The 26,847-nt window shown below is 42.8% G+C and carries 29 protein-coding genes and 2 pseudogenes; 25 read left to right on the top strand and 6 right to left on the bottom strand.

The window, feature by feature from the left end; all coding sequences use genetic code 11:
- The first annotated feature begins 36 nt into the window (after positions 1-36).
- From MKP07_RS38740 to MKP07_RS15855, 15 genes are all read left to right on the top strand, one after another.
- Positions 37-339 (top strand): ACP S-malonyltransferase, encoded by a 303-nt coding sequence (locus MKP07_RS38740; RefSeq protein ID WP_262919331.1) that lies wholly within the window; start codon positions 37-39, stop codon positions 337-339.
- Positions 321-686 (top strand): ACP S-malonyltransferase, encoded by a 366-nt coding sequence (locus MKP07_RS38735; RefSeq protein ID WP_317235835.1) that lies wholly within the window; start codon positions 321-323, stop codon positions 684-686. The genes MKP07_RS38740 and MKP07_RS38735 overlap by 19 nt, the downstream gene beginning before the upstream one ends.
- Complete coding sequence (locus MKP07_RS15905) at positions 662-925, top strand: ACP S-malonyltransferase (protein ID WP_240848057.1); 264 nt, start codon at positions 662-664, stop codon at positions 923-925. Before MKP07_RS38735 ends, MKP07_RS15905 begins: the two co-directional genes overlap by 25 nt.
- Positions 926-1,155: 230 nt before the next feature.
- Positions 1,156-1,581, top strand: a complete 426-nt coding sequence (locus tag MKP07_RS15900; protein WP_240848056.1) for a TetR/AcrR family transcriptional regulator — start codon at positions 1,156-1,158, stop codon at positions 1,579-1,581.
- Between the two features lie 407 nt (positions 1,582-1,988).
- On the top strand, positions 1,989-3,137 hold the full coding sequence (locus tag MKP07_RS15895; RefSeq protein ID WP_240848055.1) for an efflux RND transporter periplasmic adaptor subunit: 1,149 nt from the start codon (positions 1,989-1,991) through the stop codon (positions 3,135-3,137).
- A 121-nt stretch (positions 3,138-3,258) separates the two neighbouring features.
- Positions 3,259-3,474, top strand: coding sequence for an efflux RND transporter permease subunit (locus MKP07_RS42615; RefSeq protein WP_394803573.1), 216 nt, complete (start codon positions 3,259-3,261; stop codon positions 3,472-3,474).
- A gap of 14 nt (positions 3,475-3,488) precedes the next feature.
- A complete protein-coding gene (locus tag MKP07_RS15890; RefSeq protein ID WP_394803572.1) occupies positions 3,489-4,433 on the top strand; it encodes an efflux RND transporter permease subunit in 945 nt (314 codons plus the stop codon).
- Positions 4,319-6,418, top strand: a complete 2,100-nt coding sequence (locus MKP07_RS15885; RefSeq protein WP_240850878.1) for an efflux RND transporter permease subunit — start codon at positions 4,319-4,321, stop codon at positions 6,416-6,418. Before MKP07_RS15890 ends, MKP07_RS15885 begins: the two co-directional genes overlap by 115 nt.
- A 145-nt stretch (positions 6,419-6,563) precedes the next feature.
- Positions 6,564-8,000 carry an efflux transporter outer membrane subunit gene (locus MKP07_RS15880; protein WP_240848054.1) on the top strand — a complete coding sequence of 479 codons (1,437 nt, stop codon included), beginning with the start codon at positions 6,564-6,566 and terminating at the stop codon, positions 7,998-8,000.
- Between the two features lie 504 nt (positions 8,001-8,504).
- Positions 8,505-10,481 (top strand): S9 family peptidase, encoded by a 1,977-nt coding sequence (locus tag MKP07_RS15875; RefSeq protein ID WP_240848053.1) that lies wholly within the window; start codon positions 8,505-8,507, stop codon positions 10,479-10,481.
- An 11-nt stretch (positions 10,482-10,492) separates the two neighbouring features.
- Positions 10,493-10,744, top strand: coding sequence for an alpha/beta hydrolase family protein (locus MKP07_RS38730; RefSeq protein ID WP_262919330.1), 252 nt, complete (start codon positions 10,493-10,495; stop codon positions 10,742-10,744).
- Positions 10,732-11,031, top strand: a complete 300-nt coding sequence (locus tag MKP07_RS38725) for an alpha/beta hydrolase family protein (RefSeq protein ID WP_262919329.1) — start codon at positions 10,732-10,734, stop codon at positions 11,029-11,031. Before MKP07_RS38730 ends, MKP07_RS38725 begins: the two co-directional genes overlap by 13 nt.
- 27 nt (positions 11,032-11,058) lie before the next feature.
- A complete protein-coding gene (locus tag MKP07_RS15865; RefSeq protein WP_240848052.1) occupies positions 11,059-12,345 on the top strand; it encodes an amidohydrolase in 1,287 nt (428 codons plus the stop codon).
- A gap of 619 nt (positions 12,346-12,964) precedes the next feature.
- The gene (locus MKP07_RS15860; RefSeq protein ID WP_317236028.1) at positions 12,965-13,273 is read left to right on the top strand and encodes a transposase; all 309 of its coding nucleotides are present in this window, start codon (positions 12,965-12,967) and stop codon (positions 13,271-13,273) included.
- Between the two features lie 205 nt (positions 13,274-13,478).
- Entirely contained in the window at positions 13,479-14,789 is a 1,311-nt protein-coding gene (locus MKP07_RS15855) for a DEAD/DEAH box helicase (protein WP_240848050.1), read from the top strand.
- Positions 14,790-14,959: 170 nt separating this feature from the next.
- Here the strand turns inward: MKP07_RS15855 and MKP07_RS15850 are convergent, their stop codons facing one another.
- The 6 genes from MKP07_RS15850 to MKP07_RS15830 form a co-directional block, all read right to left on the bottom strand.
- Positions 14,960-15,922 (bottom strand): TlpA disulfide reductase family protein, encoded by a 963-nt coding sequence (locus MKP07_RS15850; RefSeq protein WP_240848049.1) that lies wholly within the window; start codon positions 15,920-15,922, stop codon positions 14,960-14,962.
- A gap of 119 nt (positions 15,923-16,041) precedes the next feature.
- The gene (gene trpA / locus MKP07_RS15845; protein ID WP_240848048.1) at positions 16,042-16,809 is read right to left on the bottom strand and encodes a tryptophan synthase subunit alpha; all 768 of its coding nucleotides are present in this window, start codon (positions 16,807-16,809) and stop codon (positions 16,042-16,044) included.
- A 30-nt stretch (positions 16,810-16,839) separates the two neighbouring features.
- Positions 16,840-17,700: a tryptophan synthase subunit beta gene (gene trpB / locus MKP07_RS15840; RefSeq protein WP_449589535.1), complete on the bottom strand. Its 861-nt coding sequence runs from the start codon at positions 17,698-17,700 to the stop codon at positions 16,840-16,842.
- Entirely contained in the window at positions 17,697-18,032 is a 336-nt protein-coding gene (locus MKP07_RS43790) for a hypothetical protein (protein ID WP_449589127.1), read from the bottom strand. The genes trpB and MKP07_RS43790 overlap by 4 nt, the downstream gene beginning before the upstream one ends.
- Positions 18,033-18,174: 142 nt before the next feature.
- The gene (locus tag MKP07_RS15835; protein WP_240848047.1) at positions 18,175-19,239 is read right to left on the bottom strand and encodes a hypothetical protein; all 1,065 of its coding nucleotides are present in this window, start codon (positions 19,237-19,239) and stop codon (positions 18,175-18,177) included.
- Between the two features lie 44 nt (positions 19,240-19,283).
- A complete protein-coding gene (locus MKP07_RS15830) occupies positions 19,284-19,721 on the bottom strand; it encodes a hypothetical protein (protein WP_240848046.1) in 438 nt (145 codons plus the stop codon).
- 192 nt (positions 19,722-19,913) lie between these two features.
- Between MKP07_RS15830 and MKP07_RS42610 the strand changes: the two are divergent.
- The 10 genes and pseudogenes from MKP07_RS42610 to MKP07_RS15780 all read left to right on the top strand — a co-directional run.
- Positions 19,914-20,671, top strand: a pseudogene (locus MKP07_RS42610) (2-isopropylmalate synthase); the annotation flags it as partial.
- Positions 20,651-21,067, top strand: a complete 417-nt coding sequence (locus MKP07_RS42605; protein ID WP_394803660.1) for a homocitrate synthase/isopropylmalate synthase family protein — start codon at positions 20,651-20,653, stop codon at positions 21,065-21,067. The pseudogene MKP07_RS42610 and the gene MKP07_RS42605, both read left to right, overlap by 21 nt.
- A 63-nt stretch (positions 21,068-21,130) precedes the next feature.
- Positions 21,131-22,128, top strand: a pseudogene (locus tag MKP07_RS43785) (dihydroxy-acid dehydratase domain-containing protein); the annotation flags it as partial.
- Complete coding sequence (locus MKP07_RS43780; RefSeq protein ID WP_449589534.1) at positions 22,114-22,812, top strand: hypothetical protein; 699 nt, start codon at positions 22,114-22,116, stop codon at positions 22,810-22,812. The pseudogene MKP07_RS43785 and the gene MKP07_RS43780, both read left to right, overlap by 15 nt.
- Positions 22,813-22,815: 3 nt before the next feature.
- On the top strand, positions 22,816-23,301 hold the full coding sequence (locus MKP07_RS15805) for an ORF6N domain-containing protein (RefSeq protein ID WP_240848042.1): 486 nt from the start codon (positions 22,816-22,818) through the stop codon (positions 23,299-23,301).
- Positions 23,282-23,776: a DinB family protein gene (locus tag MKP07_RS15800; RefSeq protein WP_240848041.1), complete on the top strand. Its 495-nt coding sequence runs from the start codon at positions 23,282-23,284 to the stop codon at positions 23,774-23,776. The genes MKP07_RS15805 and MKP07_RS15800 overlap by 20 nt, the downstream gene beginning before the upstream one ends.
- 78 nt (positions 23,777-23,854) lie before the next feature.
- Positions 23,855-25,597: a biosynthetic-type acetolactate synthase large subunit gene (gene ilvB, locus MKP07_RS15795; protein WP_240848040.1), complete on the top strand. Its 1,743-nt coding sequence runs from the start codon at positions 23,855-23,857 to the stop codon at positions 25,595-25,597.
- Positions 25,598-25,624: 27 nt separating this feature from the next.
- Entirely contained in the window at positions 25,625-26,206 is a 582-nt protein-coding gene (locus MKP07_RS15790) for an O-methyltransferase (RefSeq protein ID WP_240848039.1), read from the top strand.
- Positions 26,207-26,258: 52 nt separating this feature from the next.
- Positions 26,259-26,456, top strand: coding sequence for an ACT domain-containing protein (locus tag MKP07_RS15785; protein WP_240848038.1), 198 nt, complete (start codon positions 26,259-26,261; stop codon positions 26,454-26,456).
- A 104-nt stretch (positions 26,457-26,560) separates the two neighbouring features.
- A complete protein-coding gene (locus MKP07_RS15780; RefSeq protein WP_240848037.1) occupies positions 26,561-26,845 on the top strand; it encodes a hypothetical protein in 285 nt (94 codons plus the stop codon).
- Positions 26,846-26,847 lie beyond the last annotated feature (2 nt).

Below are 26,847 nucleotides of genomic sequence, written 5' to 3'. Positions count from 1 at the left end.
ATTACTTCTGACTAATTAAAATAAAAAAGCATAAGAATGAAACATGCTATTATATTTCCCGGCCAGGGCTCTCAATTTGTGGGCATGGGAAAAAACCACTACGAACTAAGCATATTTGCAAAAAAATCTTTTGAACAAGCTAATGAAGTGCTTGGCTTTCGAATCTCCGATATTATGTTTGAAGGAACAGAAGAAGATCTGAAGCAGACACGCGTTACGCAGCCGGCCGTCTTCCTGCATTCGATCATTGCCTATAGAACTATTGAAGATGCAAAACCGGATATGGTTGCCGGGCACTCTTTAGAGAGTTTTCTTCATTGGTGGCTAATGGAACTTTAAGCTTTGAAGATGCGCTGCAGTTGGTAGCTATACGTGCAACCGCCATGCAGAAAGCATGCGAGATCCAGCCATCAACCATGGCCGCCATCATTAACCTGTCTGACGAAAAAGTGGAAGAGCTTTGTGCAGAAACACAGACAGAAACCGGGGAAATTGTTGTACCTGCCAATTACAACTGCCCGGGCCAATTGGTTATCAGTGGCAGCCTGAAAGGTATTGAAGTAGCCTGCGAAAAAATGAAAGCGGCCGGGGCCAAAAGAGCGTTGGTACTACCGGTGGGCGGAGCCTTTCATTCGCCACTAATGGAACCTGCCAAAAAGAATTGCAGGAAGCGATTGAAAAAATAACTTTCCACACACCTGTTTGCCCGGTTTACCAGAATGTGGTAGCTAAGCCTGTAAGAGACAAAGATGAGATCAAAGAAAACCTTATTGCCCAGCTTACAGGAGCAGTTAGATGGACGCAAAGCGTACAGGCCATGATAGCCAATGGCGCTTCTAAATTTACAGAAGCCGGGCCAGGGAAAGTGTTACAAGGCCTGGTACAAAAAATTGATAAAACAGTAGAAGTTGCCGGTGTCAACTAGCAAGACGGGCCAACACTACGATAAAATTTATATCGGCACAACTACACTTGAGGGTGTAGTTTTTTTATGCCCGTAGTGATGTTAATCCACTCAATTTCCGCCCGCTATTCAACTATTTTGAGGCCTCATTTACTACTCCCGGGCAAATATTTATTTATTTGTCAGAAAAAAAGTTGAACTTAATAAATAACACCGTTAACTTTGCTAACACTGTTAGGAAAAAATATTTTATGAGTGTATCTGAGCGCAAACTGAGAGACAGGGAAATGATTCGTAAAAAGATCATTGATGCAGCATTGCACCTGGTGAAGAATGAAGGATGGGAATCGCTGTCTATACGTAAGATAGCAGATGCCATTGAATACAGCGCACCCGTCATCTACGACCACTTTGTGAATAAAGAGGCGATTCTTTTTGAGATATCACAGGATGGCTTTAAGCTTTTACTGGCCAATATTCATAAAGCTATTTCTAAAGAGAAATCGCCGCAGGATGAATTAAAGGCGCTGGTTGACTGCTATTGGAAATTTGCGCTTAAAAATGGTAGCTACTTCAAGCTTATGTTTGGTATAGGAATGCCCTGTTGCGGAGAAGGCAAAATGAAAACAGAATTTGAAGCCCTGCAGGATCTTATTTACGAGATCATAAAAAAATAATTATAGAGAAGAAAACCAATATAGAATCTGCGTGTTATAAAACACATGCTTTTTGGTCTGCAATACATGGTTTTACTTCGATCATGATTACAAGAAGCGCTGATGTTCCCCAAACAATGAACGTATCGGTGCTGGATCAAATGGTAGTGAATATTATTGAAAACCTTTAAGTTTCCCAAAAAGACAATTACCCAAACAATAACAATTTCTTAAACAAATTCCCCGATAGAATGGTGGCGGGCTATGGAGTTAATACTCCATATTCAGTAGGCAAATTATCCTAACAGGACCTCTGTGCCCCTATCAACAGGCTAAGTATTTCTCTGCCGGCAGGTAACTGGCGGGGACTAGTATCTTTTTGACTAAAAATCAAATCTACAAATGAAAACAAGAACCCATACCCCCTCATGAGCTTGTTGGTGCTCACACTTATTGTATTATCAACATTGTTGCATAGCTGCACCAGCGGATCGGCAAACCCAGGTCCTCAAAACCAGCCACCGGCATTGCCTGTAATGGGTGTACCCGTATCGCCTGTAACTGTTTACCAGGAATTTTCTGCATCGCTGGAAGGAAAAGTAAACGTGGAAGTACGCCCACAGGTAGACGGCTACCTGGAAAAGATATATGTTGATGAAGGTGCTTATGTTACAGCGGGACAACCCTTGTTCAAAATTAACGGGCAGTTATATAACGAAACGTTGAACAACGCAAGAGCGAATGTATTGGCCGCACAAGCGAATGTACAGAAGGCACAGGTTGACCTTGACAGGCTTCAGCCCTTGGTAGACAATGCCGTTATCTCTGATGTGCAACTTAAAACGGCAAAAGCCAATTACAATGCGGCTACCGCAGCATTGGCTCAAGCCAGAGCCATGGTAGGAAATGCGCAGATTAATGTAGGCTATACGTTAATTAAAGCGCCTGTTAGCGGTTATATAGGCAGCATTCCTTTCAAAACCGGAAGCCTTGTAGGACGCGGCGAGGCACAACCGCTTACCGTGCTCAGCGAGGTAAATACCATGTATGCTTATTTTGCAATGAGTGAACCAGACTTTATTGCTTTTAAAAATAAATATGCCGGTGAAACCATTGAGCAGAAGCTGAAAAATGTCCCCTCGGTTGAATTACTATTGGCTGACAATACGGTTTATCCGCAACAGGGAACCATAGAGCTGGTACAGGGACAATTCGACAAGACTATTGGTGCTATTACTTTTCGTGCTGCATTCCCCAATCCCAATAAAGTACTAAGAAGCGGTAACACGGGCAAGATTCGCCTGCCACAGCTTTTCAACGAGGTATTGGTAGTGCCACAGGAAGCCACTTTTGAAATCCAGGATAAAGTTTTTGTATTTACCGTGGACAATAACAACAAGGTGGCCAGTAAACCTATTCACCTTTCGGGCAAAACCTCCTATTATTATTTTGTAAACAAAGGGCTTTCTTCAGGTGAGAAGATTGTGCTTTCAGGCACAGGCAATCTAAAAGAAGGTACTCAAATTCAACCACAGTTGGTATCGGCAGACAGTATATTAAAGGCCAATCCCATATAACAGTGCTTAACTGATAGAAGCTGGCATACCGCTGTAAAATAGCTGTATGAAAGTGACCACACGGTCCCTTAAGGGAATTTTTATCCCACTTATTTAAGCAAGCACCATACAACTCAATATCATGCTAAAAAAATTCATTCAACGACCTGTATTATCAACGGTTATTTCCATTATCCTGCTTTTGCTGGGTATACTATCACTGTTCGCGCTTCCTGTTACATTGTTCCCTGATATAGCGCCACCAAGCGTGCAGGTTACTGCAACTTATCCGGGTGCTAATGGAGAAGTAGTGGCGCGGTCTGTAGCCACTCCTCTGGAAGAAGCCATCAATGGGTAGAGAACATGACCTATATGACCTCCAACTCAAGCAACGACGGCACGATGACTCTTACTGTATTTTTCAAGCAAGGCACCGATCCCGATATCGCATCGGTGAATGTACAGAATCGGGTATCTAAAGCGGTGAACCAGATCCCGCAGGAGGTGGTACAATCAGGCATCTCCACGCAAAAAGTACAAAACAGCTTTATCATGTTTACGGGGCTCTACAGCGAAGATAGCTCCCAGTATGATGAGCTATTCCTGGAAAACTTCCTTAAGATCAATGTAATCCCGCAGATACAAAGAATTCCCGGGGTAGCGCAGGCACAGGTATTTGGCGCCAAGGATTACTCGATGCGGATATGGCTGAAACCCGACCGCCTTGCAGCAAACAATCTTTCGCCACAGGATGTATTAAGTGCCATCAGGGATCAAAGTTTGGAAGCCGCTCCCGGTCGGCTGGGCCAGAACAGCAATGAGACATTTGAGTATGTACTGAAGTACAAAGGCAAATTGAACCAGCATGAAGATTATGAAAACATAGTGATAAAAGCAAATGCTAATGGTTCTGTGCTTAAACTAAAAGACCTGGCCCGTGTAGAGTTCGGTGCATTTACCTACAATGCCAATAATCGTTTAAACGGAAAGCCTGTTGCAGGATTTGCTATACTACAAACAGCCGGCTCTAACGCTAACGAAATTCTTACTGAAGTAGAAAAGCAGCTGGGAGAATTATATACCACTATGCCCAAGGGTATCAAACCTGTTACTATGTACAATTCCAAAGACTTTTTGGATGCGTCCATTTTCCAGGTACGTGAAACGCTCATAATCGCTTTCATACTGGTATTTATTGTGGTATTCATTTTCCTGCAGGACTTCCGCTCAACACTAATACCTGCTATTGCAGTGCCGTGGCTATTGTGGGTACTTTTTTCTTCCTGCAATTATTTGGCTTCACCATCAACCTGCTAACGCTGTTTGCACTCGTATTGGCTATTGGTATTGTGGTAGATGATGCTATCGTGGTAGTAGAAGCCGTACACGCCAAAATGGAACACAAAGACATGCCCGTGCGTAAAGCTACCGTGCAGTCTATGAACGAAATTTCCGGCGCCATCATTTCGATTACCCTGGTTATGGCCGCTGTATTCGTACCCGTTGGCTTTATGCAGGGACCAGCGGGCGTATTCTACAGGCAGTTTGCTTTTACGCTGGCTATAGCAATCCTTATTTCCGCGGTGAACGCTTTAACATTGAGCCCGGCGCTTTGTGCCTTATTTTTAAAGAACCCGCACCACCCGGGTGAAAAAGGGCACCCCCACGAGAAAAAAGGTTTCATGGCGCGCTTCTTTGCCGCATTTAATGCAGGCTTCCGTTCTTTGACCAATCGTTATATAACCAGCCTGCGATTCCTGATCCGCAGAAAATGGGTAGCAATTGGCGCATTGGTACTTATAGCAGGTACCAGCTACTGGCTCATCAAAACAACGCCTACCGGTTTTATTCCAACAGAAGACCAGGGCTTTGTACTGTATGCAGTCAATACACCTCCCGGAAGCTCCCTTCACCGTACACATAAGGCTACAGAAGCCATCGACAAGATCATTAAAAAAGAGCCTTCAGTCAACAATCTTTGGGTAGCAGATGGATTAAACTTTATCAGTAATGCCAGCGCTTCTCCTTACGCCGCAGGTTTTATCCGGTTAAAAGATGTGGACGAACGTGGCGAGTTGAAAAACCCTGATGAGATTGCCGCAGCATTGACCGGCAAGGTAACTTCGGTAAAAGATGCCAATACCTTCTTCTTCAATTTCCCTACAGTACAGGGGTTTGGTAATGTAAGCGGGTTTGAATTTATGTTGCAGGATCGTACTAACGGCCCGCTGGATAAACTGGGCAATACGGCAGCTGCTTTTATCGGAGCCCTGATGCAGCGTGAAGAGATCGCTTATGCTTTCACCACATTCGCCGCAGGCAACCCGCAATATACTATTGAGACCGATTTTATAAAAGCCAAACAACTGGGTGTATCTGTAAGTGAGCTGATGCAAACCATGCAGATCTATTTCGGTAGCAGCTTTGTATCTGACTTTAACCGCTTTGGTAAATATTACCGGGTAATGGCGCAGGCAGACATCTCCTACCGGAAAGACGCCGCTTCTTTAGATGGCATTTTTGTAAAAAACAACCTTGGCGAAATGGTACCGGTTAAAACCCTTGTAACGCTTAAACGTGTATTTGGTCCCGAAACGGTAACACGCAATAACCTGTTTAATGCCGTTACCATTAACGGCGTGCCTAAGCCAGGCTTTAGTACCGGCGATGCGATCCGGGCCATTGAGGAAACAGCAAAAACGGCCCTACCACGAGGATACTCTTACGAGTGGACAGGTATTACCCGGGAAGAGAGAAGCGCAGGTAGCCAGCAAATCTATATTTTCCTGCTCAGCATCATCTTTGTTTACTTTTTGCTGGCCGCACAATATGAGAGTTATGTACTGCCACTCGCAGTTATACTTACGGTTCCGGCGGGCATACTGGGCGTATTTATGTTTATTGGTTTTGCCGGACTTGAAAATAATATTTATGTACAGATTGGATTGATCATGCTGATTGGGCTATTAGCTAAAAATGCTATCCTCATTGTAGAATATGCAGTACAACGCAGAAAAAGAGGTATGAGCCTTGTTGCCTCGGCTTTGGAAGCTTCCCGATTGAGGCTACGTCCGATACTGATGACTTCCTTCGCGTTCATCGTTGGTATGCTACCGCTGATATTTGCAAAAGGAGCATCTGCTATCGGCAACCATTCTATCGGCTATAGCACGGTAGGCGGCATGCTTACCGGCGTACTGCTGGGTGTATTCCTTATCCCGGTGCTTTATATCATCTTCCAGTATCTGCAGGAAAAAATAGTATCGAAAAAAGCTGGTGAAGAAAATTGGGAACTGGAATAAGGTTACCGGTTGTATTGTTAGCGGCCTTCACGAAAAGTAGCCTGAATAGAGATTTCAGCAAGTTTCCAAACGAACGCCCTAACAATCTTCCAGCTCATAAATATCAACAGAGAAAGCATTACTGCCACTATTAAATGGATAACAAATGAACTTTTTAGAGACGAAAAATAAAAACACGCTGTATTATTTACTGCCCCTTTCGATGATGCTGGTTATCGCATCCTCCTGCAAAGTGGGTCAGAATTATAAGCAGCCAGAACTGAATCTTCCACAAGAATTCCGGGCAGTGGCTACTGCCGACACCAGCAGCATTGCCGACGTGGAATGGAAGGTTTTTTTCACCGACCCTACCCTGCAATCGCTTATTAACAAAGGAATAGACTACAACCTCAATTTGCAAATTGCACTAAAGCGCGTAGCGGCATCAGTACAAACATTAAAACAAGCCAAGCTGCTGCAATTACCGCAGTTAGGCTTCAGTATCACGGCTCAAACCACCAACCCATCTAATAATAGTTTAAATGGTTTGAGCATAGGTAGTTTTATTGGCCAACAACATGTGGAAGACTTTAATGCAGCATTTAATCTTTCCTGGGAGGCCGATATATGGGGCAAGATCCGTCGTCAGCAGGAAGCTACCATGGCCAATTACCTTCAAACTTACGAGGCTTCAAAAGCAGTACAAACCCAGGTAGTAGCCAATATTGCGCAAGGATATTATAACCTGCTTATGCTGGATGAGCAACTGGATGTAGCCAAAAGAAACCTGTTGCTGGTGGATAGCACGCTTTCGTTTACCAGGCTGCAACGTAATGCAGGCGAAGTAACTACTTTAGCAGTGCAACAGGTAGAAGCACAAAAACAACTCACAGAGCTTCTTATTCCACAACTCGAGCAAAATATTGCCATACAGGAAAATGCACTAAGCATTTTAACCGGTAGTCTGCCAGCTCCCATAGACCGGAGCAAGGGTCTTTTCCAGGCCGATATACCAAAATGGCTCTCACCGGGCATTCCCTCAGCCATACTAAGTCGTAGACCTGATGTGCGCGCCAGGGAACTGGACCTGGTAGCAGCCAATGCAAAAGCAGGTATTGCCCAAGCTAATATGTACCCTAGTTTATCGATCAGCGCACAGGGCGGCTTAAGCTCTTACCTCGCCAATAACTGGTTCAATATACCGGCTTCGCTGTTCGGCACCGTACTGGGCGGTGTTACCCAGCCGGTATTTCAGCAACGTCAATTAAAAACGCAACTTGAAATTGCTAAAATTCAAAGAGAACAATCGGTTCTTGAGTTCAGGCAGTCTGTGCTGATCGCTATGGGCGAAGTATCTGATGCACTCATAACAACCGAAAAATTAAAAGAGCAAAAACACATCGCAACAGGTCAATCCGATACGCTGAAGCATGCCATTAAAAATGCCCGTCTCTTATTCAAAAGCGGTATGGCGAATTACCTCGAAGTATTGTCGGCACAGGCCAATTTATTACAGGCAGAGCTGAACCTCGCCAACATTCATCGCCTGCAGTTAAGTGCAGCAGTAGACCTTTATCGTTCGCTGGGAGGTGGATGGAAATAAATCATAGCGTTCCTATATTGAAAAGAGGGTTTTGCAAGCCCTCTTTTCTTGTTTTTACCTGCTCAATGTAACGCTTTTATATACTAACCTTTTATAGCAATTGCTTCTATATGACTTGAGCACTTTACTACTTCAAAAAATAATGATACTTTAGTCTAAAATAAAGCTGATGAAGAAATTGATCTTTCTGCTGGCAATGTTAGCAGCAGTAGTTACAGCCATGGCTCAAAAAAGCCCCTCGACCATTCTGTTTATGACAACTGGCAATCTATAGGTAAATCAATAATCAGTAATAATGGCAAGTGGGTTGCGTATAATATCAATGTCCAGGAGGGCGATGACGAACTGGTTATACAATCAACTACCGACAAAAATAATAAAAGAATTATCCCAAGGGGTTACGAAGCCTGCTTTACTGGCGATGAAGCTACTCTTCTGTTTAAAATAAAACCTTACTTTAAGGATATACGCCAGGCAAAAATTAAAAAGAAGAAACCAGATGAAATGCCGCGCGATACCTTAGCAATGCTCACACTGAACACCGGTAAAATTGAAAAACTCCCTAACCTGATCTCTTTTAAAACACCTAAAGAACCTAATATATGGATAGCCGGTCTTTTCAAAAACGAACCGGTTAGCAAGCCAAAGTATCAATCGGATAAAACAAAAGACAGCCTTAAACAAATCATTGATTCTTTACAATATGTAATTGGCTCGCTGGCTCCGGCTAAAACAGAGGGCAAAGACAGCGTTACGGATCATGGCAGGAATAACAAACTGGTTCTTATTAATACTTTTACCGGAACATCGCTGGCATTTAAAAATGTGAGCGACTATGTTTTTAACAAAAAAGGAACAGAACTATTATTGGAACAAACACTGGACTTGAAAGATACTGCCAAAACATCGCGCGTTATCCTGTATCATTTACTCACGAAAAAAACAGATACTTTGCTAAAAGGTGGTAATGATTTTAAAAACCTTGCTATTTCCGATGACGGCAGCCAGGCTGCATTTGTGGCGCAAAGAGGAGCTAAAGCCAAAGCACCTGGTAAATATTACACTTTATGGTATTTCAAGCAGGGCATGGATAGTGCTCTGATGATCGTTGACACACTTACAGCTAATTTCCGTAGCGGAGAGCGTATCAGCGAATTGGGCAAGATCAGCTTTAGCAAATCGGGAGAGCGCCTGCAGTTTGCGATAGCACCCGCACGGCCGCCCAAAGACACCAGCCAGGTGGACATTGATAAAGTAAATGTAGATATCTGGAATTATAAGGACGATTACCTGCAACCTTACCAATTGGCGAATCAAAAAAGAGATAGGGAAAGAAGTTATGTTGCCGTATACGATTTTAAACAGCAGAAAATGTTGCCCCTGGGAAGCAGCTATCTCCCCACAGTTTACGAAGGTACATTGGCCGATGCGCGTTATTTTGTTGCAGTTACCGACACTGGTAGACGTATTGCTTCGCAGTGGGCCGGCAATACCCGAAAAGACATTTATAAAGTGGATGTTGCCAACAACAAATATATTCCTGCCATTCTCAACCTGGACGGCGATATCAGAGCTTCCTGGATATCACCTTCAGGAAAATATGTTCTATGGTATGATAATACAACGCGTCATTACCATGTGTTTGATGGCAATAACGCAATCAACATTACAGCAGGCATCAAAGTCCCGCTCTATGATGAAGAAAATGATGTACCCGACGCACCTTCGCCCTATGGTGTGATGGGCTGGCAGGATGGCGACACAAGGGTGCTCATTTATGATCGTTATGACATATGGTCAATCGATCCAACTGGCAGAACAGCACCAGTAAATCTGACCATCAATGGCAGAAAAAATAAAGTCACTTACAGGTACATACAAATAGACGAAGAAGAAGATTTTATTAAAGCAGCCAATAAAAATATACTCAATGTTTTCGATAATACCAGTAAGCAAAGCGGACTGGCGATTCTTGAAAACAATAAGTTGTCAGCTTTCTTACAACCCATACAGCCTTTATATATAAGCCAGGTAAACAAAGCGAAGAATGCTCCTGTTTATACTTATAGCAAAGAAAGTTATATAGCGTCTCCCGACTTATACCTGCAGCAATCAAACAACGTAACCAGGCTATCAGCCACTAATCCCCAGCAAAAGAACTATAACTGGGGTACTGCAGCGCTATATCAATGGAATACCTTTTCGGGCAAACCGGCTGCGGGCATTATTTACAAGCCGGAAGATTTTGACAGCACTAAAAAATATCCTGTCATACTCTACTTTTATGAAAAGCTAACAGACAACCTGTACAAATATGTACCACCAGCGCCTACCCCCAGTAGATTAAACATTTCTTTCTTTGTAAGCCGCGGCTACATAGTAATGACACCTGACATTTCTTATACCATCGGGTATCCGGCTAAAAGCGCCTACGATTATATTGTAAGCGGAGCTCAATCCCTTGCAAAAAAAGCTGGATAGATGATAAGTGTATGGGCATACAAGGCCAAAGCTGGGGAGGTATACAGGTAGCACAGTTGGTTACCATGACAGATATGTTTGCCGCAGCCTGGTCGGGCGCCCCCGTTGCCAATATGACGAGTGCTTACGGCGGTATACGCTGGCAAACAGGTATGAACCGGCAATTCCAATACGAAAAACACAGAGCCGCATTGGTGCAACACTTTGGGAAAAGCCTGAGCTATACATTGAAAACTCTCCTTTATTCCATTTGCCAAAAGTAAATACCCCCATGGTGATTATGGCCAACGACAACGATGGTGCAGTTCCCTGGTACCAGGGCATTGAATTATTTACCGGAATGCGTCGCCTGGGCAAACAGGTATGGATGCTTAACTACAATGGTGAGGAGCATAATCTCGTTCAAAGAAAAAACCGCAAGGATATTCAGATCAGGGAACAACAGTTTTTTGATTGGTTGTTGAAGGGCGATAAACCTGCAAAATGGTTAATAGAAGGTGTGCCGGCCGTTGATAAAGGAAATAGCTGGGGCCTGGAAACTGTTCAGTAAATCACCATTTTAAATTAACTTAGGGCAATGAGAAAAATTATATTTTCTGTTGCCCTTTCATTTTTTGCAACTGCGCTATCGGCGCAAAACTATACCCAGACAATAACTACCAAAGCTGAGGCCGTACAACCAAAACTTGTAGAATGGCGAAGACATATACACCAGAATCCCGAGCTAAGCAACCGGGAGTTCAAAACACAACAATATATACTCGCTCATTTAAAGAAACTAGGTATAGAAGCAGATACATTGGCTAAAACAGGTGTAGTAGCCATACTGAAAGGAGGTAAACCCGGACCTGTTATTGCGCTTAGAGCAGATATGGATGCGCTGCCCGTATTGGAAAGAAATAACCTGCCTTATAAGTCTACAACCAAAGGCGAATACCTCGGCAAAGAAGTACCCGTTATGCATGCCTGTGGCCATGACACCCATGTGGCTATTTTAATGGGCACTGCCGAAGTACTGGCCTCGATGAAAAAAGATATACCGGGCACTGTCAAGTTTATCTTTCAACCTGCTGAAGAAGGAGCCCCTCCCGGTGAAGAAGGCGGCGCGGAGCTAATGGTTAAAGAGGGCGTAATGGACCATCCAAAAGTAGATGCTGTATTTGGGCTGCATATCGAAAGCTGGATAGAAGAAGGAAAAGTATTTTATAAGCCTGGCCCCTTTATGGCAGCCAGCGACTGGTTTACGATAAAAGTAAAAGGTAAACAAAGTCATGGAGCGCAGCCCTGGTCAAGCGTAGACCCTATTGCTACAGGAGCACAGATCATTAACAGCCTTCAGCAAATTGTAAGCAGGCAACAGGACCTTACTAAAGCCCCGGTGGTGCTAACAGTAGGTAAGATCAATTCGGGGGTGCGCAATAATATCATTCCTGAAGAATTGGAAATGGCTGGTACCATCCGGACATTTGATACGGCAATGCAGGAGGATATTCACAGGCGACTAAAACATATTGCTGAAAATGTGGCGGCGGCCAATAATGCTACGGTAGAAGTAAGCATCAACAAAAACACGCCGGTAACCTACAACCATATCGACTTAACCCGGAAGATCGTTCCTGTTTTAGAAAAAGCAGTCGGCAAAGAAAATGTACAGGAAACCAAATGGGTAACCGGCGCCGAAGATTTTTCTTATTACGGAACAAAAGCCCCGGCCGTATTTCTGTACTATGGAGGCATGCCTAAGGGTAATGACACAGCCAAAGCCCCACCCCATCATACCCCTGACTTTATTGTTTCTGATGCCCTGCTGCAAAACGGCGTAAAAATATTCTGCAATATTGTTTTTGAATACGTGAAATTATAATGGCGCTATCTCAGGCTACGGTTTAAACCATGGCCTGAGATAACCAGATAAGGGTGCATTTCAAATTTTCGCTTATGCTATAGTTCCTTTTGCAGATCCCCTTGAGCCTGTCGGGAAATCTTCAGGGCGATCGAATCAATTTCTCTTTGTTTGAAACAGAATATATCACTGCTACGCAGCTCAGATAACTGACGAATTATTATGGCAGCTATTAATACGATGCCGCTATGCGGCAATGATCAAAACAATAAAAGCAGCATAGCTGCGATATACTAATAAAACAATAATCACAAAGGGGAGAGCTGCATCGCAGCGATATATTAATGATTCATGCATCGGCCCGAGGAAATCTCTACTATTTCCGAGGCGCTCCACTTCGGACGGCATGACTTTAGCGAAAATTTGAAATACACCCCCAGATAACCTTTCAAACAATTTCCAATTATTATTGCTTAATTTTAAAACGCGCTAAAACTTATGAATCATGTCACATTCTTTTTCCAAAATCCGGGTACATACTATTTGGAGCACGAAAGAACGTTCTCCAATCATCAAACCTAAAATAGAAACGCTCCTGCATGAGTATATGAGCGATCATTTAGGGAATTAGGTTGCTTTTATAAAAATCATTAATGGCATGCCCGACCATGTTCATTGTTTGTTCTTACTCAATCGCGAAAAATCTATTGCAGAAGTCATAAAACAAATCAAAGGCAGTAGCTCGCATTTTATCAACCAAAACGATTTCATAAATGAGAAATTTGCCTGGCAAACCGGCTATGCTGCATATTCGGTTGCAGAGTCTGCCTTGAATAGCGTATTTCAATATATACAAAATCAAAAAAATCACCATCAAAAGCAGTCCTTCGATAACGAGTATCTTCAGCTTCTGAAATTATATGGGTTTGAAACTGAGGAAAATGAATAGATCATGATTTTCGCCATTTTTCCAGGCCACGGTTTAAACCGTGGCCTGAAAAATCAATCGTTAATGGTTCAACACCATTCCGTTACAGCCTTATCTCTGATATAAACGCAGAAGATCGTATCTTTGCGGGATTTCGATCCACAATCCAACTATAATAATCCTATCCCACCCAATAATTTACAGGCTGGTCAGGTAAACAAACAAGATGAATTTTAAAGAACTTAATATAATTGCCCCTATTTTACAGGCAATTGAAGAAGAAGGTTATACAACCGCTACCCCCATTCAAACGCAGGCTATTCCTTTATTACTGGAAGGCAGGGATGTATTGGGCTGCGCACAAACCGGAACCGGAAAAACAGCAGCTTTTTCCATCCCAATGCTCCAGATTCTTTCCCAGCAGGTCCCACAAAAAGGCAGAAGGCATATCAAATCGCTGATCCTGACTCCTACGCGTGAATTAGCGATCCAGATCGGTGATAGCCTGGATGCTTACGGCCGGCACTTACCGCTGAGAAACGCAGTAATTTTCGGCGGCGTTAACCAAAACAAACAGACGAATGTCCTTGCTTCGGGAATTGATATTTTGGTGGCTACCCCGGGTCGTTTACTGGACCTGATCAGCCAGGGATTTATAAAACTCGACCATATAGATTTCTTTGTTTTGGATGAAGCAGACCGGATGCTCGACATGGGATTTGTTCATGACGTGAACAGGATCCTCAAATTACTCCCGTCGAAAAGACAAAACCTATTCTTTTCAGCTACAATGGCTCCCGAGATCTTAACCCTGGCTAATGCCATTTTAAGAAACCCGGTGAAAGTAGAAGTAACACCCGTTTCCTCTACCGTTGAAAAGATTAGCCAATCGGTATATTTTGTTGACAGAGGCAATAAAAATGCATTGCTGGTAGATGTGCTCAACAGTTCTGTTGCCGAAACAGTGCTGGTGTTTAGCCGTACCAAGCATGGTTGCGACAAAATTGTTCGCCATGTAAGCAAATACGGCATTAAATCGGACGCTATTCACGGTAATAAAAGCCAGAATAACCGTCAGCGTGCATTAGGAAATTTCAAGAACAAAGAGATTAGGGTGCTGGTAGCAACCGACATTGCAGCACGAGGTATCGATGTAGAGGGTATGGAGCTGGTTATTAACTACGATCTGCCCAATGTATCGGAAACCTACGTACACCGTATTACCCGTACCGGCAGAGCTGGTAAAGACGGACAGGCTATTTCCTTTAGCGATTTTGAAGAAAAAGCTTTCTTAAAAGATATTGAAAAATTAACCAGGCAGCAAATTCCGGTTATAGCAGATCACCCCTATCCAATGGAAGTTTTTGAAATTCCTAAAAAAGCAGAAAGACCTCCGCGTCAAAAACGCAACATAGACAATAAGAATGGTTTTAAAGGAATGAACAATAGCCACCAGCCCGGCAAACCACAAAGACCGCAGGCTGCTGCAGAAAATAAACACAAGAAAAAATGGTACGGTAACAGAGACCGGGCCTAAATAAAAAATAGCCGGGGATTAAACCGCCGGCTATTTTAATTAATATCATTTCCAGGAATTACTTGCCTAGAATCTCTTCCAGTTTAGCATCCAGGTCATCACCACGCAAATCTTTTGCAATAATCTTTCCATCAGGTCCAACCAATAAATTGCGCGGAATAGAAGTAATCTTATATTTTTGAGCCCACTTCGTTTTCCCAGCCTTTCAAGTCGCTTACCTGTGTCCATTTTAGTTCATCCTTCGCTATGGCTTTCAACCAATCTTCTTTTTCTTCATCTAACGACACACCCAACACAGTAAAGTTCTTGTCTTTGTACTTATTAAAAGTCTTAACCAGAAAATGATTCTCTTTACGGCAGGGACCACACCAACTGGCCCAGAAATCGACCAATACATATTTGCCTTTGAACTGGGAAAGTGTTACCTGCCTGCCCGTTGTATCTGCCTGCGAGAAGTCTAAAGCAATACTTCCTACTGAGTTAAACTTAGCGTTAACAACAGCCTGCTTTAATTGCCCGCCAAAAACATTACTCAATGCAGCTGGCTTTAAACTGTTTAATCTTCGCTCCAGTACGGCTACATCTTCAGTTAAGTTGATCGTTGACAAAATTGCCAAAGTGCTTACAGGAGATGCAGGGTTTCTCGCTATAAAACCATCTAAAGACGTTTGAATATCGTTGGTGACACTATCAAGACCTGTTCTTACGGCATCGCTGCCATCGCCCGATTGCAACTGCTGAATCAATGCGCTTAACTTACCGAATTTTGGCACGAAAGTGTTTTGAAACTCCGTAAAACTGTTTTGCACCGCTGAACCTACAAACTTCCATTCATCTACTTTTTGTGCTACAGTGCCGGTAACCGTTACTGTTTCGTTGCCAAGGAAAACCGCAGTTTTAATGCTATCGCCAACTCCCAACCCTAGTAAAGACGGAGCTTCCAGTTGCGTTGAAAGCGTAAACTTACCCGCCGTAGATTTAGTTTCGGCTAAAGGTGCTCCAGGATTTTCCAGGTCAGTTAGCACTACGGTACTACTATCTGCTAAACCTGCAATCGTACCGCTAAGGGTGAGTTTCTGCGCCATTGCCAAAGCAGGCAATAAGAACACTAAAATGGATATAACAAACTTCATTTAAAAATTTTACGGATTAAAATAAGCATCTACACTTTTACCAAATGCTCAAAGCTTAACACAGATGATCAAAATTTGTTGCAGGTTGCAAAAATAACCCGTATCTGTGCATCCATTTGTTAATTAAGAATACTTTGTACAAAACTGCGCGTAATAGCCTCGGGCGATTGAGCATGTTGTATGATCTTAATGTATGCAGATCCAATAATGGCTCCCTGCGCATATTTACATGCGTCGTTAAAAGTTTTCTTGTCCTTAATACCAAATCCTACTAATATGGAATTTTTCAATCCATAACTTTGTAGTCTTTGTAAGTAGCGTTCCACTTCGTTAAAATCCTTTTCACCACCAGTTGTAGAAGACGAAGAAACAGCATATAGAAAACCGCTGCTCAATTCGTCCAGTTTTTTAATGCGCTCCTCTGAGGTTTCAGGAGTAACGAGGAAAATAAAATTGAGACGATGTTTTTCGATGATGGCCCTGTAAGTTTTTTCGAATTCATGTTGGGGCAAATCGGGCAATATCAACCCATCAACACCTACTTTAGCGGCATCAGCACAAAACTGCTCAAATCCGTATTGCAAAACAGGATTCATATAGCCCATTAATACTACGGGAATAGTGATTTGCCCGCGCATATCGGCCAGCTGCTCAAATAAAGTGTGCATAGTCATTCCATTATCCAATGCTATCGCACTACTCTTCTGAATCGTTTCGCCGTCCGCCAGTGGATCGCTGTAAGGCATACCCAATTCTATAATATCTGCTCCACTATCCTGCAACGACTTCATTACTGTCAAAGTACTATCCAGTTTAGGATAACCTGCGGTACAATATATATTTAAAATCTTCTTTCCCGATTTAAACGCTTCACTCAATCTGCTCATCTTTTAATGCTTATTTTATAGGTAAACAGCTTACTTTTTATTTAACTCATTCATATAGGTTTCCATGTCTTTGTCGCCTCTGCCGCTCAAACAGATAACAACGTTGTCATCCTTCACAAACTTTAATTGTTTTAAAGCAGCAAGGGCATGAGCGCTCTCCAACGCAGGAATAATACCCTCCAGCTTAGCCAGCTCAAAAGAGGCTTCCAAAGCTTCTTTGTCGGTAGCCGATAAAAACTGTCCACGCCCCGTAGCAAATAAATTAGCATGCATGGGACCAATTCCCGGATAATCCAACCCCGCTGAAATACTATGCGGTTCTACTACCTGCCCGTCTGCAGTTTGCATTACATAACTTTTGCTGCCATGTAATATACCCGGCTTACCCAATTGTGTTGTAGCCGCACTCATACCAGAGTGTACGCCGCAACCCGCTGCTTCTACTGCAATAATCTCTACCGAAGGTTCATCAAGGAAATGATAGAATGTACCGGCGGCATTGCTCCCTCCTCCTACACATGCTATTACAGCTTTAGGCAGTTCTGTACCTATTTTCTCCTGTAACTGCGATCGGATTTCTTTACTGATCACACTTTGAAAACGAGCCACCATATCAGGATAAGGATGTGGTCCTACCACGCTACCGATAATGTAGAAAGTATCCTGCGGGTGATTGATCCAGTCGCGGATAGCTTCATTTGTAGCGTCCTTCAATGTTTTGCTGCCGCTGGTTGCCGGTACTACCGTAGCTCCTAACATCTTCATCCTTGCCACATTCGGCGCCTGGCGCTCAATATCCTTCTCGCCCATATATACGATGCATTGCAAACCTTTTAACGCACAAACAGTAGCCGTGGCTACTCCGTGCTGACCAGCCCCGGTTTCGGCTATAATCCTTTTTTGCCCAAGCGTTCTGCTACCAGTATTTGCCCGATCGTATTATTTACCTTGTGCGCGCCGGTATGGCACAGATCTTCACGTTTCAGGTAAATATTAGTATGGTATTTATCCGATAAGCGAGATGCATAGTATAAAGGCGTTTCGCGACCCGCATAATCCTTTAACAAGAACTGGTATTCTTTCTGAAAAGACTCGCTATTAATAATGTCTAAGTATTTAGAACGTAATTCTTCTACGTTTGGGTATAGCATTTCTGGGATATAAGCACCACCAAATTCACCGTAATAACCCAACTCATCGGGCTCTTTATAAGTTGCCTGCATTAATTCAATTTATTTAATAAGGGATGTAAAGATAAGAAAACAAACTGCCTGGTAATGGCATAGAGAATGAGTGGCCTTATCGCCACCATCGAAAAGATGTATTTGAAACAGAACATTTCATGAGCAACAAATATAATCCAATTTATACTTTTTGCATTCGTTCTCTTAAATATTTTTTGCGGATTACATCCTCCACATGTATGCCGGAGATCTTACTTTCCAGCCAGCTGATCACATCCAGGTAAGCAAAAGCTCTTGCTTCCAGCCTATTATGCTGGTATTTTTTAAGCTTATTTAATAGCTTTTCAAACTCTGGCTTAATCGTTTTTTCATTAAACTTAAAGGCCCTTCGCAAAAAGCTAAACATCTCTTCTTCAACCTTACTAAGGTTCTCCATCTTAGCCATATAGCGGTAAACCGATTTGATAAGGTACTCCAGCAAATTATAATTTCCCAGCTCATAATGCGCTATTAAATGCAATAAGCGGGAGTAGCATTGCAGATCGGTACGCAAGTCGTCTTTCTGATTGATAATACGGTTCAGGTAATCAATAGCCTTGCTATTATCACCGCTTCCAAAGTAAAGACATGCAATCTTATAATAGAACACCATAACCCTGTGCCGGTCCAGATAGCGCCCATACTTTACCAGCATTTCTTCCAAAAAGGGAACCATTTTAATGCCTTTATGAAAGGCGCCTTCCAGGAAATGAAGATTGATGACAGCTGTATAAAGATATACATAGGTAACAATCCGATTATTATCATTATCCTGTACCAACTCGGTCTGGGCAAAATGCTTAAACTTCCTGATACTGGAAGCCAGTTTCTCATGATTGAGTAAGTTAAAATGTGCGGACATCAGATTGTGCATGCCCTTTACATACATTGCCGTTTCTGTCTCTATCATTTTGGGATATTGCTCAAAAACATCCACCCACTTCTGGCAGTACCGGTAATATATTAAAAAGTCCAGCTTAATGTAGGCATACCACACATAACACTGGTACAGGTACACTTTCTCATAAAAACTGTCACCTGTATTTTTCACCAGGTCGTGTTCCATCAACGCCTGCACGGTTTTCATGTCATTTTGATTCCGCGCATGCCCGTTCTGAATATACCAGCCGTATAATTTCAGGTTAAGGTTAGACAAATCATTGATATTATTAATGGTTCGGGCCACTTCATTTGCCTCTGCTGTCAACTCGTCTGCACGGCTGGTAAGCCCGCGGGTGATATAAAGCGCCTCTATCTTCTTCTCAAAAAAAGACCTTGTTGTAGATAGGTATACTGGTGATAAGTCCGCGCAAATTCTTTCAGCCGCTCCAATATTTTCAATGTCTGATGGTACAAGCCTTTATTGTAAAGCAGGCGCGCATTATCCATCATTTCATGCAATTGCATATCTACATTTCGATCATCCTTTAACACCCTTAAACTACTCAGTATCTGGCGATACAATAAAGCTTTGGTATTAGACAGCTGCTGTTTGCTTACACTCGGCACTTTTTTGAGCAGCAGCGCCTCGTCGTACTCAGCCATTTTATCCAATGCATCAAATAGCAGGATACTCTTCAGGCTTTCTGAACCGGAATTCCTGTTCACAAAAAGCTTCAGATTTCTCTTTTCCGACTTTTCGAGGGATTTGATCAACTGAAAAAGCGCATCGGTACTTCTACTGGGCATTGTAATTTAAATGAATACTATTTACTGATTATCAATAAAATAAGAAAAAATATTAAAATTTATATGGTGTAAATCTCCCGCCAATAAAGTTTCATTCACAATATAGGAATGTTTAATTTTATAGACAGATATTATCTGGCTGTTTTGCCAGTTTATTATCCGTAAAATTAATTCATCATAACGATTTAAATTATGGCACAAGACAAAGTTTTTATTTTTGATACGACCTTAAGAGATGGCGAGCAGGTTCCGGGCTGCAAGCTTAATACAGAAGAGAAAATAAAACTTGCTCTTGAGTTGGAAACACTGGGAGTAGATATTATCGAAGCAGGTTTCCCGGTATCCAGCCCCGCGATTTTGCCTCGGTAAATGAGATCTCCAAAGTAATCAAAAATGCTACCGTTACCGGCCTTACCCGTGCGGTTCAAAAAGATATTGAAGTTGCCGCCGAAGCTTTAAAGCCGGCAGTTCGCCCTCGTATTCATACCGGCATTGGCTCATCAGACAATCATATCAAGTATAAATTCAATACTACAAGAGAAAATATCATTGAACGTGCTATAGCTGCCGTTAAGCTGGCGCGCAACCTGGTTCCGGATGTAGAATTTTATGCAGAGGACGCAGGCCGTGCAGATTTGCAGTTTTTGGCACAGCTTACTGAAGCCGTGATCAAAGCAGGTGCAACCGTGGTAAACGTTCCGGACACCACCGGTTTTTGCTTGCCTCACCAGTACCAGGAGAAAATGCAGTACCTGATCAATAATGTATCGAATATTGACAAAGCGATCCTTTCCTGCCATTGCCATAACGACCTGGGATTAGCTACAGCCAACTCCATCGCAGGCGCTATTGGTGGTGCCCGTCAAATTGAGTGTACGATCAATGGTATAGGCGAAAGAGCAGGTAATACATCGCTGGAAGAAGTAGCGATGATCATCAAAAAACACCCTGAATTAGGTCTTTACACCAATATCGATACCACCAGATTACTACCGATGAGCCGACTGGTTTCAGACACCATGCGCATGGTGGTGCAACCCAACAAAGCCGTCGTCGGCGACAATGCATTTTCTCATTCTTCCGGCATTCACCAGGATGGGTTCTTAAAAGAAGCCACTACTTACGAAATCATTGCTCCCGAAGAAGTAGGCGCCGATACTTCTAAAATTGTGCTGACTGCCCGCAGTGGCCGCAGTGCATTAGCGTATCGCTTTAAAAACCTGGGATATGAATTCGACCGCAACCAGGTGGATGTACTATACCAGCAATTCTTAAATGTGGCAGATGCTAAAAAAGAAGTACAGGATAGCGATTTGAAAGAAATGGCGGAGAAGGTAGGCAGTTAGGAAAATGGTCCATTGACTATTGACCATTGACTATTCACAAACAAACTCGAACAACTATATATCATGAGCGAATTAAATAAATACTCGAAAACTATTACACAGGACCCTACGCAACCTGCAGCACAAGCGCAGTTGTATGCACTGGGACTAACTGAAGAAGATTTGAAAAAAGCCCAGGTGGGCATTGTAAGTATGGGTTACGATGGTAATCCGTGCAACATGCACCTGAACGGGTTAGCGGCAGACGTAAAGAAAAGTGTATGGGGGAATGACCTGGTAGGCTTCATCTTTAATACTATTGGCGTAAGTGATGGTATGAGCAATGGAACAGACGGCATGCGTTATTCGTTAGTAAGCCGTGATGTAATTGCGGATTCTATTGAAACAGTTGCCGGCGCTCAATATTATGATGCGTTGATCACTGTGCCGGGTTGCGATAAGAATATGCCAGGTTCATTAATGGCAATGGGTCGTCTTAACCGCCCTTCTATAATGGTTTACGGAGGTACAATTGCCCCAGGCCATTACAAAGGGCAAGATCTGAACATTGTATCAGCGTTTGAAGCATTAGGCCAAAAGATTGCGGGTAACCTTGACGAAGCAGATTTCCAGGGTATTGTAAAAAACAGCTGTCCCGGAGCAGGTGCCTGTGGCGGTATGTACACAGCCAATACGATGGCTTCTGCCATTGAAGCTATGGGCATGAGCCTTCCCTACTCCAGCAGCAATCCCGCTTTAAGCGAGGAAAAAGAAAAGAATGTGAAGATGCCGGGAAATACATCCGCGTTCTGATGGAAAAAGACATTAAGCCACGCGATATTATGACGCGTAAGGCTTTTGAAAATGCTATTACGGTTATTATTGTATTAGGAGGAAGCACCAATGCAGTATTGCACTTGCTGGCAATGGCCAAAAGTGTGGGTGTTTCTTTAACCCAGGATGATATCCAGGCCATCAGCGATAAAGTTCCGGTATTGGCAGACTTTAAACCTAGCGGTAAATACCTGATGCAGGACCTGCACGAAAAAGGCGGTGTTCCATCCGTGATGAAGTATTTATTACAGAATGGATTGATCGATGGTAGCCAGTTAACTGTAACCGGTAAAACCATTGCAGAGAACCTGAAAACCGTTCCTGACCTGGATTTCGCTACACAGGATATCATTTATCCTTTGGAAAATCCCCTTAAAAAAACAGGTCATTTACAAATTTTATACGGCAACCTGGCCGAAAAAGGTAGTGTGGCGAAGATCAGCGGTAAGGAAGGTGAACGCTTTGAAGGTACTGCCCGCGTATTTGACGGTGAGAAAAAACTCATTGCAGGCCTGGCTGAAGGAAGGGTTAAAGCGGGAGATGTAGTGGTAATTAAAAATGAGGGACCTAAAGGAGCGCCCGGTATGCCTGAAATGCTGAAACCGACAGGAGCCATTATTGGCGCAGGTTTGGGCAAGTCTGTGGCACTGATAACAGATGGCAGGTTTAGCGGTGGCACACATGGTTTTGTGGTAGGTCACGTAACTCCTGAAGCTTTTGAAGGAGGTTTGATCGGCTTTGTGCAGGACGACGACATTATAGAAATAGACGCGACTAACAACAAGCTGACACTTAAAGTATCTGACGAAGAAATCGCTAAAAGAAGAGCCAACTGGAAACAACCGGCATTGAAAGTAACCAACGGGGTATTATATAAATACGCCAAGCTGGTAAAAGATGCTTCGCAGGGTTGTGTAACGGATGAAGATTAAAGCATGCAGGTAATTCAATCCATACAAAACAGGATTTATGAGATCAGAGGTGAACGGGTGATGCTCGACTTTGATCTGGCAGCTTTGTATGAGATTGAAACAAGAATATTTAATCAGGCGGTAAAAAGAAACATTAAAAGATTTCCAAAAGATTTTATGTTTCAGCTCACACGCCAGGAATGGGCAGATCTAAAATCTAAAGCCACAATACTGAACTTACAAGACGCTAAAAATCAATACAATATGGGCATGTCATCACAAATTGTGACGACATTGCGAACCACAAGGCCTTCTAAAGCCATACCTTATGCCTTCACAGAACAAGGGGTAGCCATGCTCAGCGGGATTCTCAACAGTGACCGGGCCATTCAAATGAGCCAGATCTATGACGCCCTTGAAAATTTACTGGACGAGAAAGCGGCTGAAAGGAAATGGGAGAACAGGGAACGAATTGGTTTTAAAAAACAAAATGACAAAGGAATACTTTAAAGAACTGGCAGATTACAACCTTCAGGCAACCATCATGGCCTGCGGATGGCTGGCGCAGTTAAGCGATGAGTATTGGAAACAGCATGTCGTCAGTAGCTTTAATAGTATCCGGGAAACTGTATTGCATATGATAAGCGCGGAAAACGCCTGGGTGCAACGGTTTCATAAAAAAGAAAATATAGAGTGGTTACAATCGACATTTAAAGGAACAAAAGACGAACATTTAGCTCTTTGGAAAAAAACTTCTACAGCATTTAAAGAATTTATAAATGCATTGGATGAAGCAAAATTGACAGAGCCCCTCGATTTTAAGAGATTGAACGGAGATGCTTATTCGATGCCCTATTACCAGCTGTTTGCACATGCAGTAAATCATGCCTCCTATCACAGGGGACAACTGGTCACTATGCTTCGTCAGGTTGGCTTTACCGATTTAGGTTCTACCGACCTGCTAAATTTCTATAGAACAAATTGATGCGTCATTCCAAATAAAAGTCCGGGAACACTTATAAAGTACAATATTCAAGTCATTAAAGAAATAAAACATTGAGTTATGAATACTCTTGAGATACAAAAAGAAGCTACTTCTATCCCTGCAACAAAAACCGAAACTATGTCGGGCAGTAAAGCGGTTATAGAGTGCCTGCTGGCAGAAGATACAGAAGTAATATTTGGTTATCCGGGTGGCGCTATCATGCCCATCTACGATGCCCTTTACGATTATAAAGACAAGGTAGAGCACATCCTTGTTCGCCATGAGCAGGGTGGCATCCATGCCGGCCAGGGCTATGCGCGCACCAGCGGCAGAGTGGGCGTTGTTTTTGCTACCAGCGGACCGGGAGCTACCAACCTGGTAACTGGTTTAGCCGATGCACAAATTGACTCCACGCCATTGGTTTGTATTACAGGCCAGGTATTTGCACACCTTTTGGGAACAGACGCTTTCCAGGAAACGGATGTAATTAATATTACCACACCTGTTACCAAATGGAACTACCAGGTTACAGATGCTACTGAAATACCAAGCGTATTAGCAAAAGCTTTTTATATAGCACGCAGCGGTCGTCCCGGACCGGTATTGATTGACATCACCAAGAATGCACAAATACAACAATTTGAGTTTCCTGGTTATGAAAAATGTACACATGTTCGCAGCTATCGGCCTAAACCTATTGTTCGCAAAGAATATGTTGAAGAAGCGGCTGAGTTAATCAATAATGCAGAAAAACCATTTGTAATATTTGGACAAGGTGTAATATTGGGAGAAGCGGAAAAAGAATTTGCACAATTTATAGAGAAAGGTAATTTGCCTGCTGCCTGGACTATCCTGGGAGAGAGCGCTATTCCTTCCGATCATCCTTTGGGAGTGGGTATGCTGGGAATGCACGGCAACTATGGCCCCAACGTATTAACAAATGAGTGCGATGTTTTGATTGCGGTGGGTATGCGCTTTGACGATCGCGTTACAGGAAGATTAGACAAATACGCAAAGCAGGCAAAAGTGATTCACCTGGATATTGACCCTGCAGAGATTGATAAAAATGTAAAAACAACCGTATCGGTTTGGGGTGATTGCAAAGAAACCCTTCCACTGCTTACCTCGTTATTAAAAGAAAAAGATAATACCGCCTGGCTTAATAAATTTAAAGAGTACGCGAAAGAAGAAAACGAGCAATGCATTCAGCCTGAAATGAACCCCGAGGGTGATGTAATGAGTATGGCTGAAGTATTGAATGCTTTAAACGAGTTAACTAACGGAGATGCCGTAATCGTTACCGATGTAGGACAACATCAGATGGTAGCTTGTCGCTACGCCAAATTCAACCAGACCAGAAGTAATGTTACCAGCGGTGGTCTTGGCACTATGGGCTTTGGACTTCCTGCCGCAATTGGAGCCAAGTACGGAGCACCCGACAGAACAGTGGTTGCGATTATTGGAGACGGTGGCTTTCAAATGACGCTGCAGGAACTGGGAACCATTATGCAATTTGGTGCGGCAGTAAAAATTATGATCCTCAATAATGAGTTTCTGGGCATGGTGCGCCAATGGCAGCAACTATTCCACGATAAACGTTATTCATTTGTAAACATCACCAGCCCTGATTACATTATGCTGGCACAATCCTACGGTATATCAGGCCAGAAAATAGATAGGCGTGAAAGCCTGAAAACAGCGCTAAAAACCATGCTGGATCATGACGGAAGCTACTTGCTGGAAGTAATGGTAGGTAAAGAAAATAATGTATTCCCAATGGTACCGCAGGGTTGCAGTGTAAGCGAAATCAGACTTAAGTAATATTAAAAGTATAGAATAACAATATTCATGCAAGACCAGGTTTTTAATAATATCCCTGTACCATACAACAGTATTTTAGCTGCAACCAGGAAGCTCTCTTTTGATATGGCTTCCGATCTGCAGACAGGTGCACTATTAAGAACACTGGTTGCTTCAAAACCCGGAGGCAAAATGCTGGAACTGGGCACCGGTAGTGGCTTATCAACATCATGGATCCTCCAGGGTATGGATCACAACGCACATCTTACCACTATTGAAAATAATGCCCAGCTACACGAGGTAGCTACAAAGCATCTTAGTGACCGGAGAGCTGCATTTGTATTAACAGATGGGTACCAGTGGTTGAAGGATTACAAAGGTGAGAAATTCGATTTCATATTTGCAGACGCCATGCCGGGAAAATACGACCTGTTTGAAGAAGCGTTTTCATTATTGAATCATGGAGGCATTTATTTTATAGATGATATGCTTCCCCAGCCTAACTGGCCGGAAGGACATGCTGAACGAGTCGAAAACTTCATAGCGATGTTAGATCAAAGAACCGATGTGATGCTAACAAAACTGAACTGGTCAACCGGAATAATAATAGTTACAAAAAACGAAAAATGATTTTCAGATCAGCTCTAACAAAATCATAATTCATAAATCACACACTACTTCAATGAAACAGCAATATACCATCACCGTTTACGCAGAAGACCATATAGGTTTGCTTTCGCGTATTTGCATCATTTTTTCCAGGAGAAAAATAAATATCGACAGCCTTAACACTTCATCATCAGAAATTGACGGCATACACCGTTTCAATATTCTTATCGATGAAACAGAGGAAGTGGTAAAAAACTGGTTAAACAAATAGAGAAGCAGGTAGAAGTACTAAGAGCTTTTTATAATACCAATGATGAGATCGTTTGGCAGGAGCTGGCACTCTACAAAGTACCTACTAAAGAAGTTGCAGAGAAAATGGTAGTGGAAAGGATCCTGAGAAAATATGGCGCCCGCGTAGTATGCGTGCGTCCCGATTTCACCGTATTTGAATCAAGCGGCCATACTGAAGATACAGAAGAACTGGTAAAAAAGCTAAGCGAATACAACCTGGTTGAATTTGTTCGTGGCGCAAGAGTAGCTATCATGAAAGAAAGCGAAGGCTTCCACAAAAGGCTGAAAGAATTTGAATATAAGGAACCAGGAGAAGAAGTGATCGAAAACGAATTCCTGGAAAAAGGTGAGAAAATATTCACCATGTAATA

Source organism: Paraniabella hibiscisoli, assembly GCF_022512515.1.
Classification (GTDB): domain Bacteria; phylum Bacteroidota; class Bacteroidia; order Chitinophagales; family Chitinophagaceae; genus Niabella; species Niabella hibiscisoli.
Note: the sequence above shows the minus strand (reverse complement) of the source record. Positions and strands in the feature narration are given on the sequence as shown.

Coding starts and splice junctions, on each gene's coding strand:
- ilvB (WP_240848040.1), top strand. CDS start 23,855: ATGAATACTCTTGAGATACAAAAAGAAGCTACTTCTATCCCTGCAACA.
- MKP07_RS15895 (WP_240848055.1), top strand. CDS start 1,989: ATGAGCTTGTTGGTGCTCACACTTATTGTATTATCAACATTGTTGCAT.
- MKP07_RS42605 (WP_394803660.1), top strand. CDS start 20,651: ATGATCATCAAAAAACACCCTGAATTAGGTCTTTACACCAATATCGAT.
- MKP07_RS42615 (WP_394803573.1), top strand. CDS start 3,259: ATGCTAAAAAAATTCATTCAACGACCTGTATTATCAACGGTTATTTCC.
- MKP07_RS15830 (WP_240848046.1), bottom strand. CDS start 19,721: ATGCCCAGTAGAAGTACCGATGCGCTTTTTCAGTTGATCAAATCCCTC.
- MKP07_RS15855 (WP_240848050.1), top strand. CDS start 13,479: ATGAATTTTAAAGAACTTAATATAATTGCCCCTATTTTACAGGCAATT.
- MKP07_RS38740 (WP_262919331.1), top strand. CDS start 37: ATGAAACATGCTATTATATTTCCCGGCCAGGGCTCTCAATTTGTGGGC.
- MKP07_RS43790 (WP_449589127.1), bottom strand. CDS start 18,032: ATGCAGGCAACTTATAAAGAGCCCGATGAGTTGGGTTATTACGGTGAA.
- trpA (WP_240848048.1), bottom strand. CDS start 16,809: ATGAGCAGATTGAGTGAAGCGTTTAAATCGGGAAAGAAGATTTTAAAT.
- MKP07_RS15800 (WP_240848041.1), top strand. CDS start 23,282: ATGACAAAGGAATACTTTAAAGAACTGGCAGATTACAACCTTCAGGCA.
- MKP07_RS15785 (WP_240848038.1), top strand. CDS start 26,259: ATGAAACAGCAATATACCATCACCGTTTACGCAGAAGACCATATAGGT.
- MKP07_RS38730 (WP_262919330.1), top strand. CDS start 10,493: ATGGGCATACAAGGCCAAAGCTGGGGAGGTATACAGGTAGCACAGTTG.
- MKP07_RS15900 (WP_240848056.1), top strand. CDS start 1,156: ATGAGTGTATCTGAGCGCAAACTGAGAGACAGGGAAATGATTCGTAAA.
- MKP07_RS15890 (WP_394803572.1), top strand. CDS start 3,489: ATGACCTCCAACTCAAGCAACGACGGCACGATGACTCTTACTGTATTT.
- MKP07_RS15880 (WP_240848054.1), top strand. CDS start 6,564: ATGAACTTTTTAGAGACGAAAAATAAAAACACGCTGTATTATTTACTG.
- MKP07_RS15805 (WP_240848042.1), top strand. CDS start 22,816: ATGCAGGTAATTCAATCCATACAAAACAGGATTTATGAGATCAGAGGT.
- MKP07_RS15780 (WP_240848037.1), top strand. CDS start 26,561: ATGGTAGTGGAAAGGATCCTGAGAAAATATGGCGCCCGCGTAGTATGC.
- MKP07_RS15790 (WP_240848039.1), top strand. CDS start 25,625: ATGCAAGACCAGGTTTTTAATAATATCCCTGTACCATACAACAGTATT.
- MKP07_RS15850 (WP_240848049.1), bottom strand. CDS start 15,922: ATGAAGTTTGTTATATCCATTTTAGTGTTCTTATTGCCTGCTTTGGCA.
- MKP07_RS15875 (WP_240848053.1), top strand. CDS start 8,505: ATGCCGCGCGATACCTTAGCAATGCTCACACTGAACACCGGTAAAATT.
- MKP07_RS43780 (WP_449589534.1), top strand. CDS start 22,114: ATGAAGTATTTATTACAGAATGGATTGATCGATGGTAGCCAGTTAACT.
- MKP07_RS15865 (WP_240848052.1), top strand. CDS start 11,059: ATGAGAAAAATTATATTTTCTGTTGCCCTTTCATTTTTTGCAACTGCG.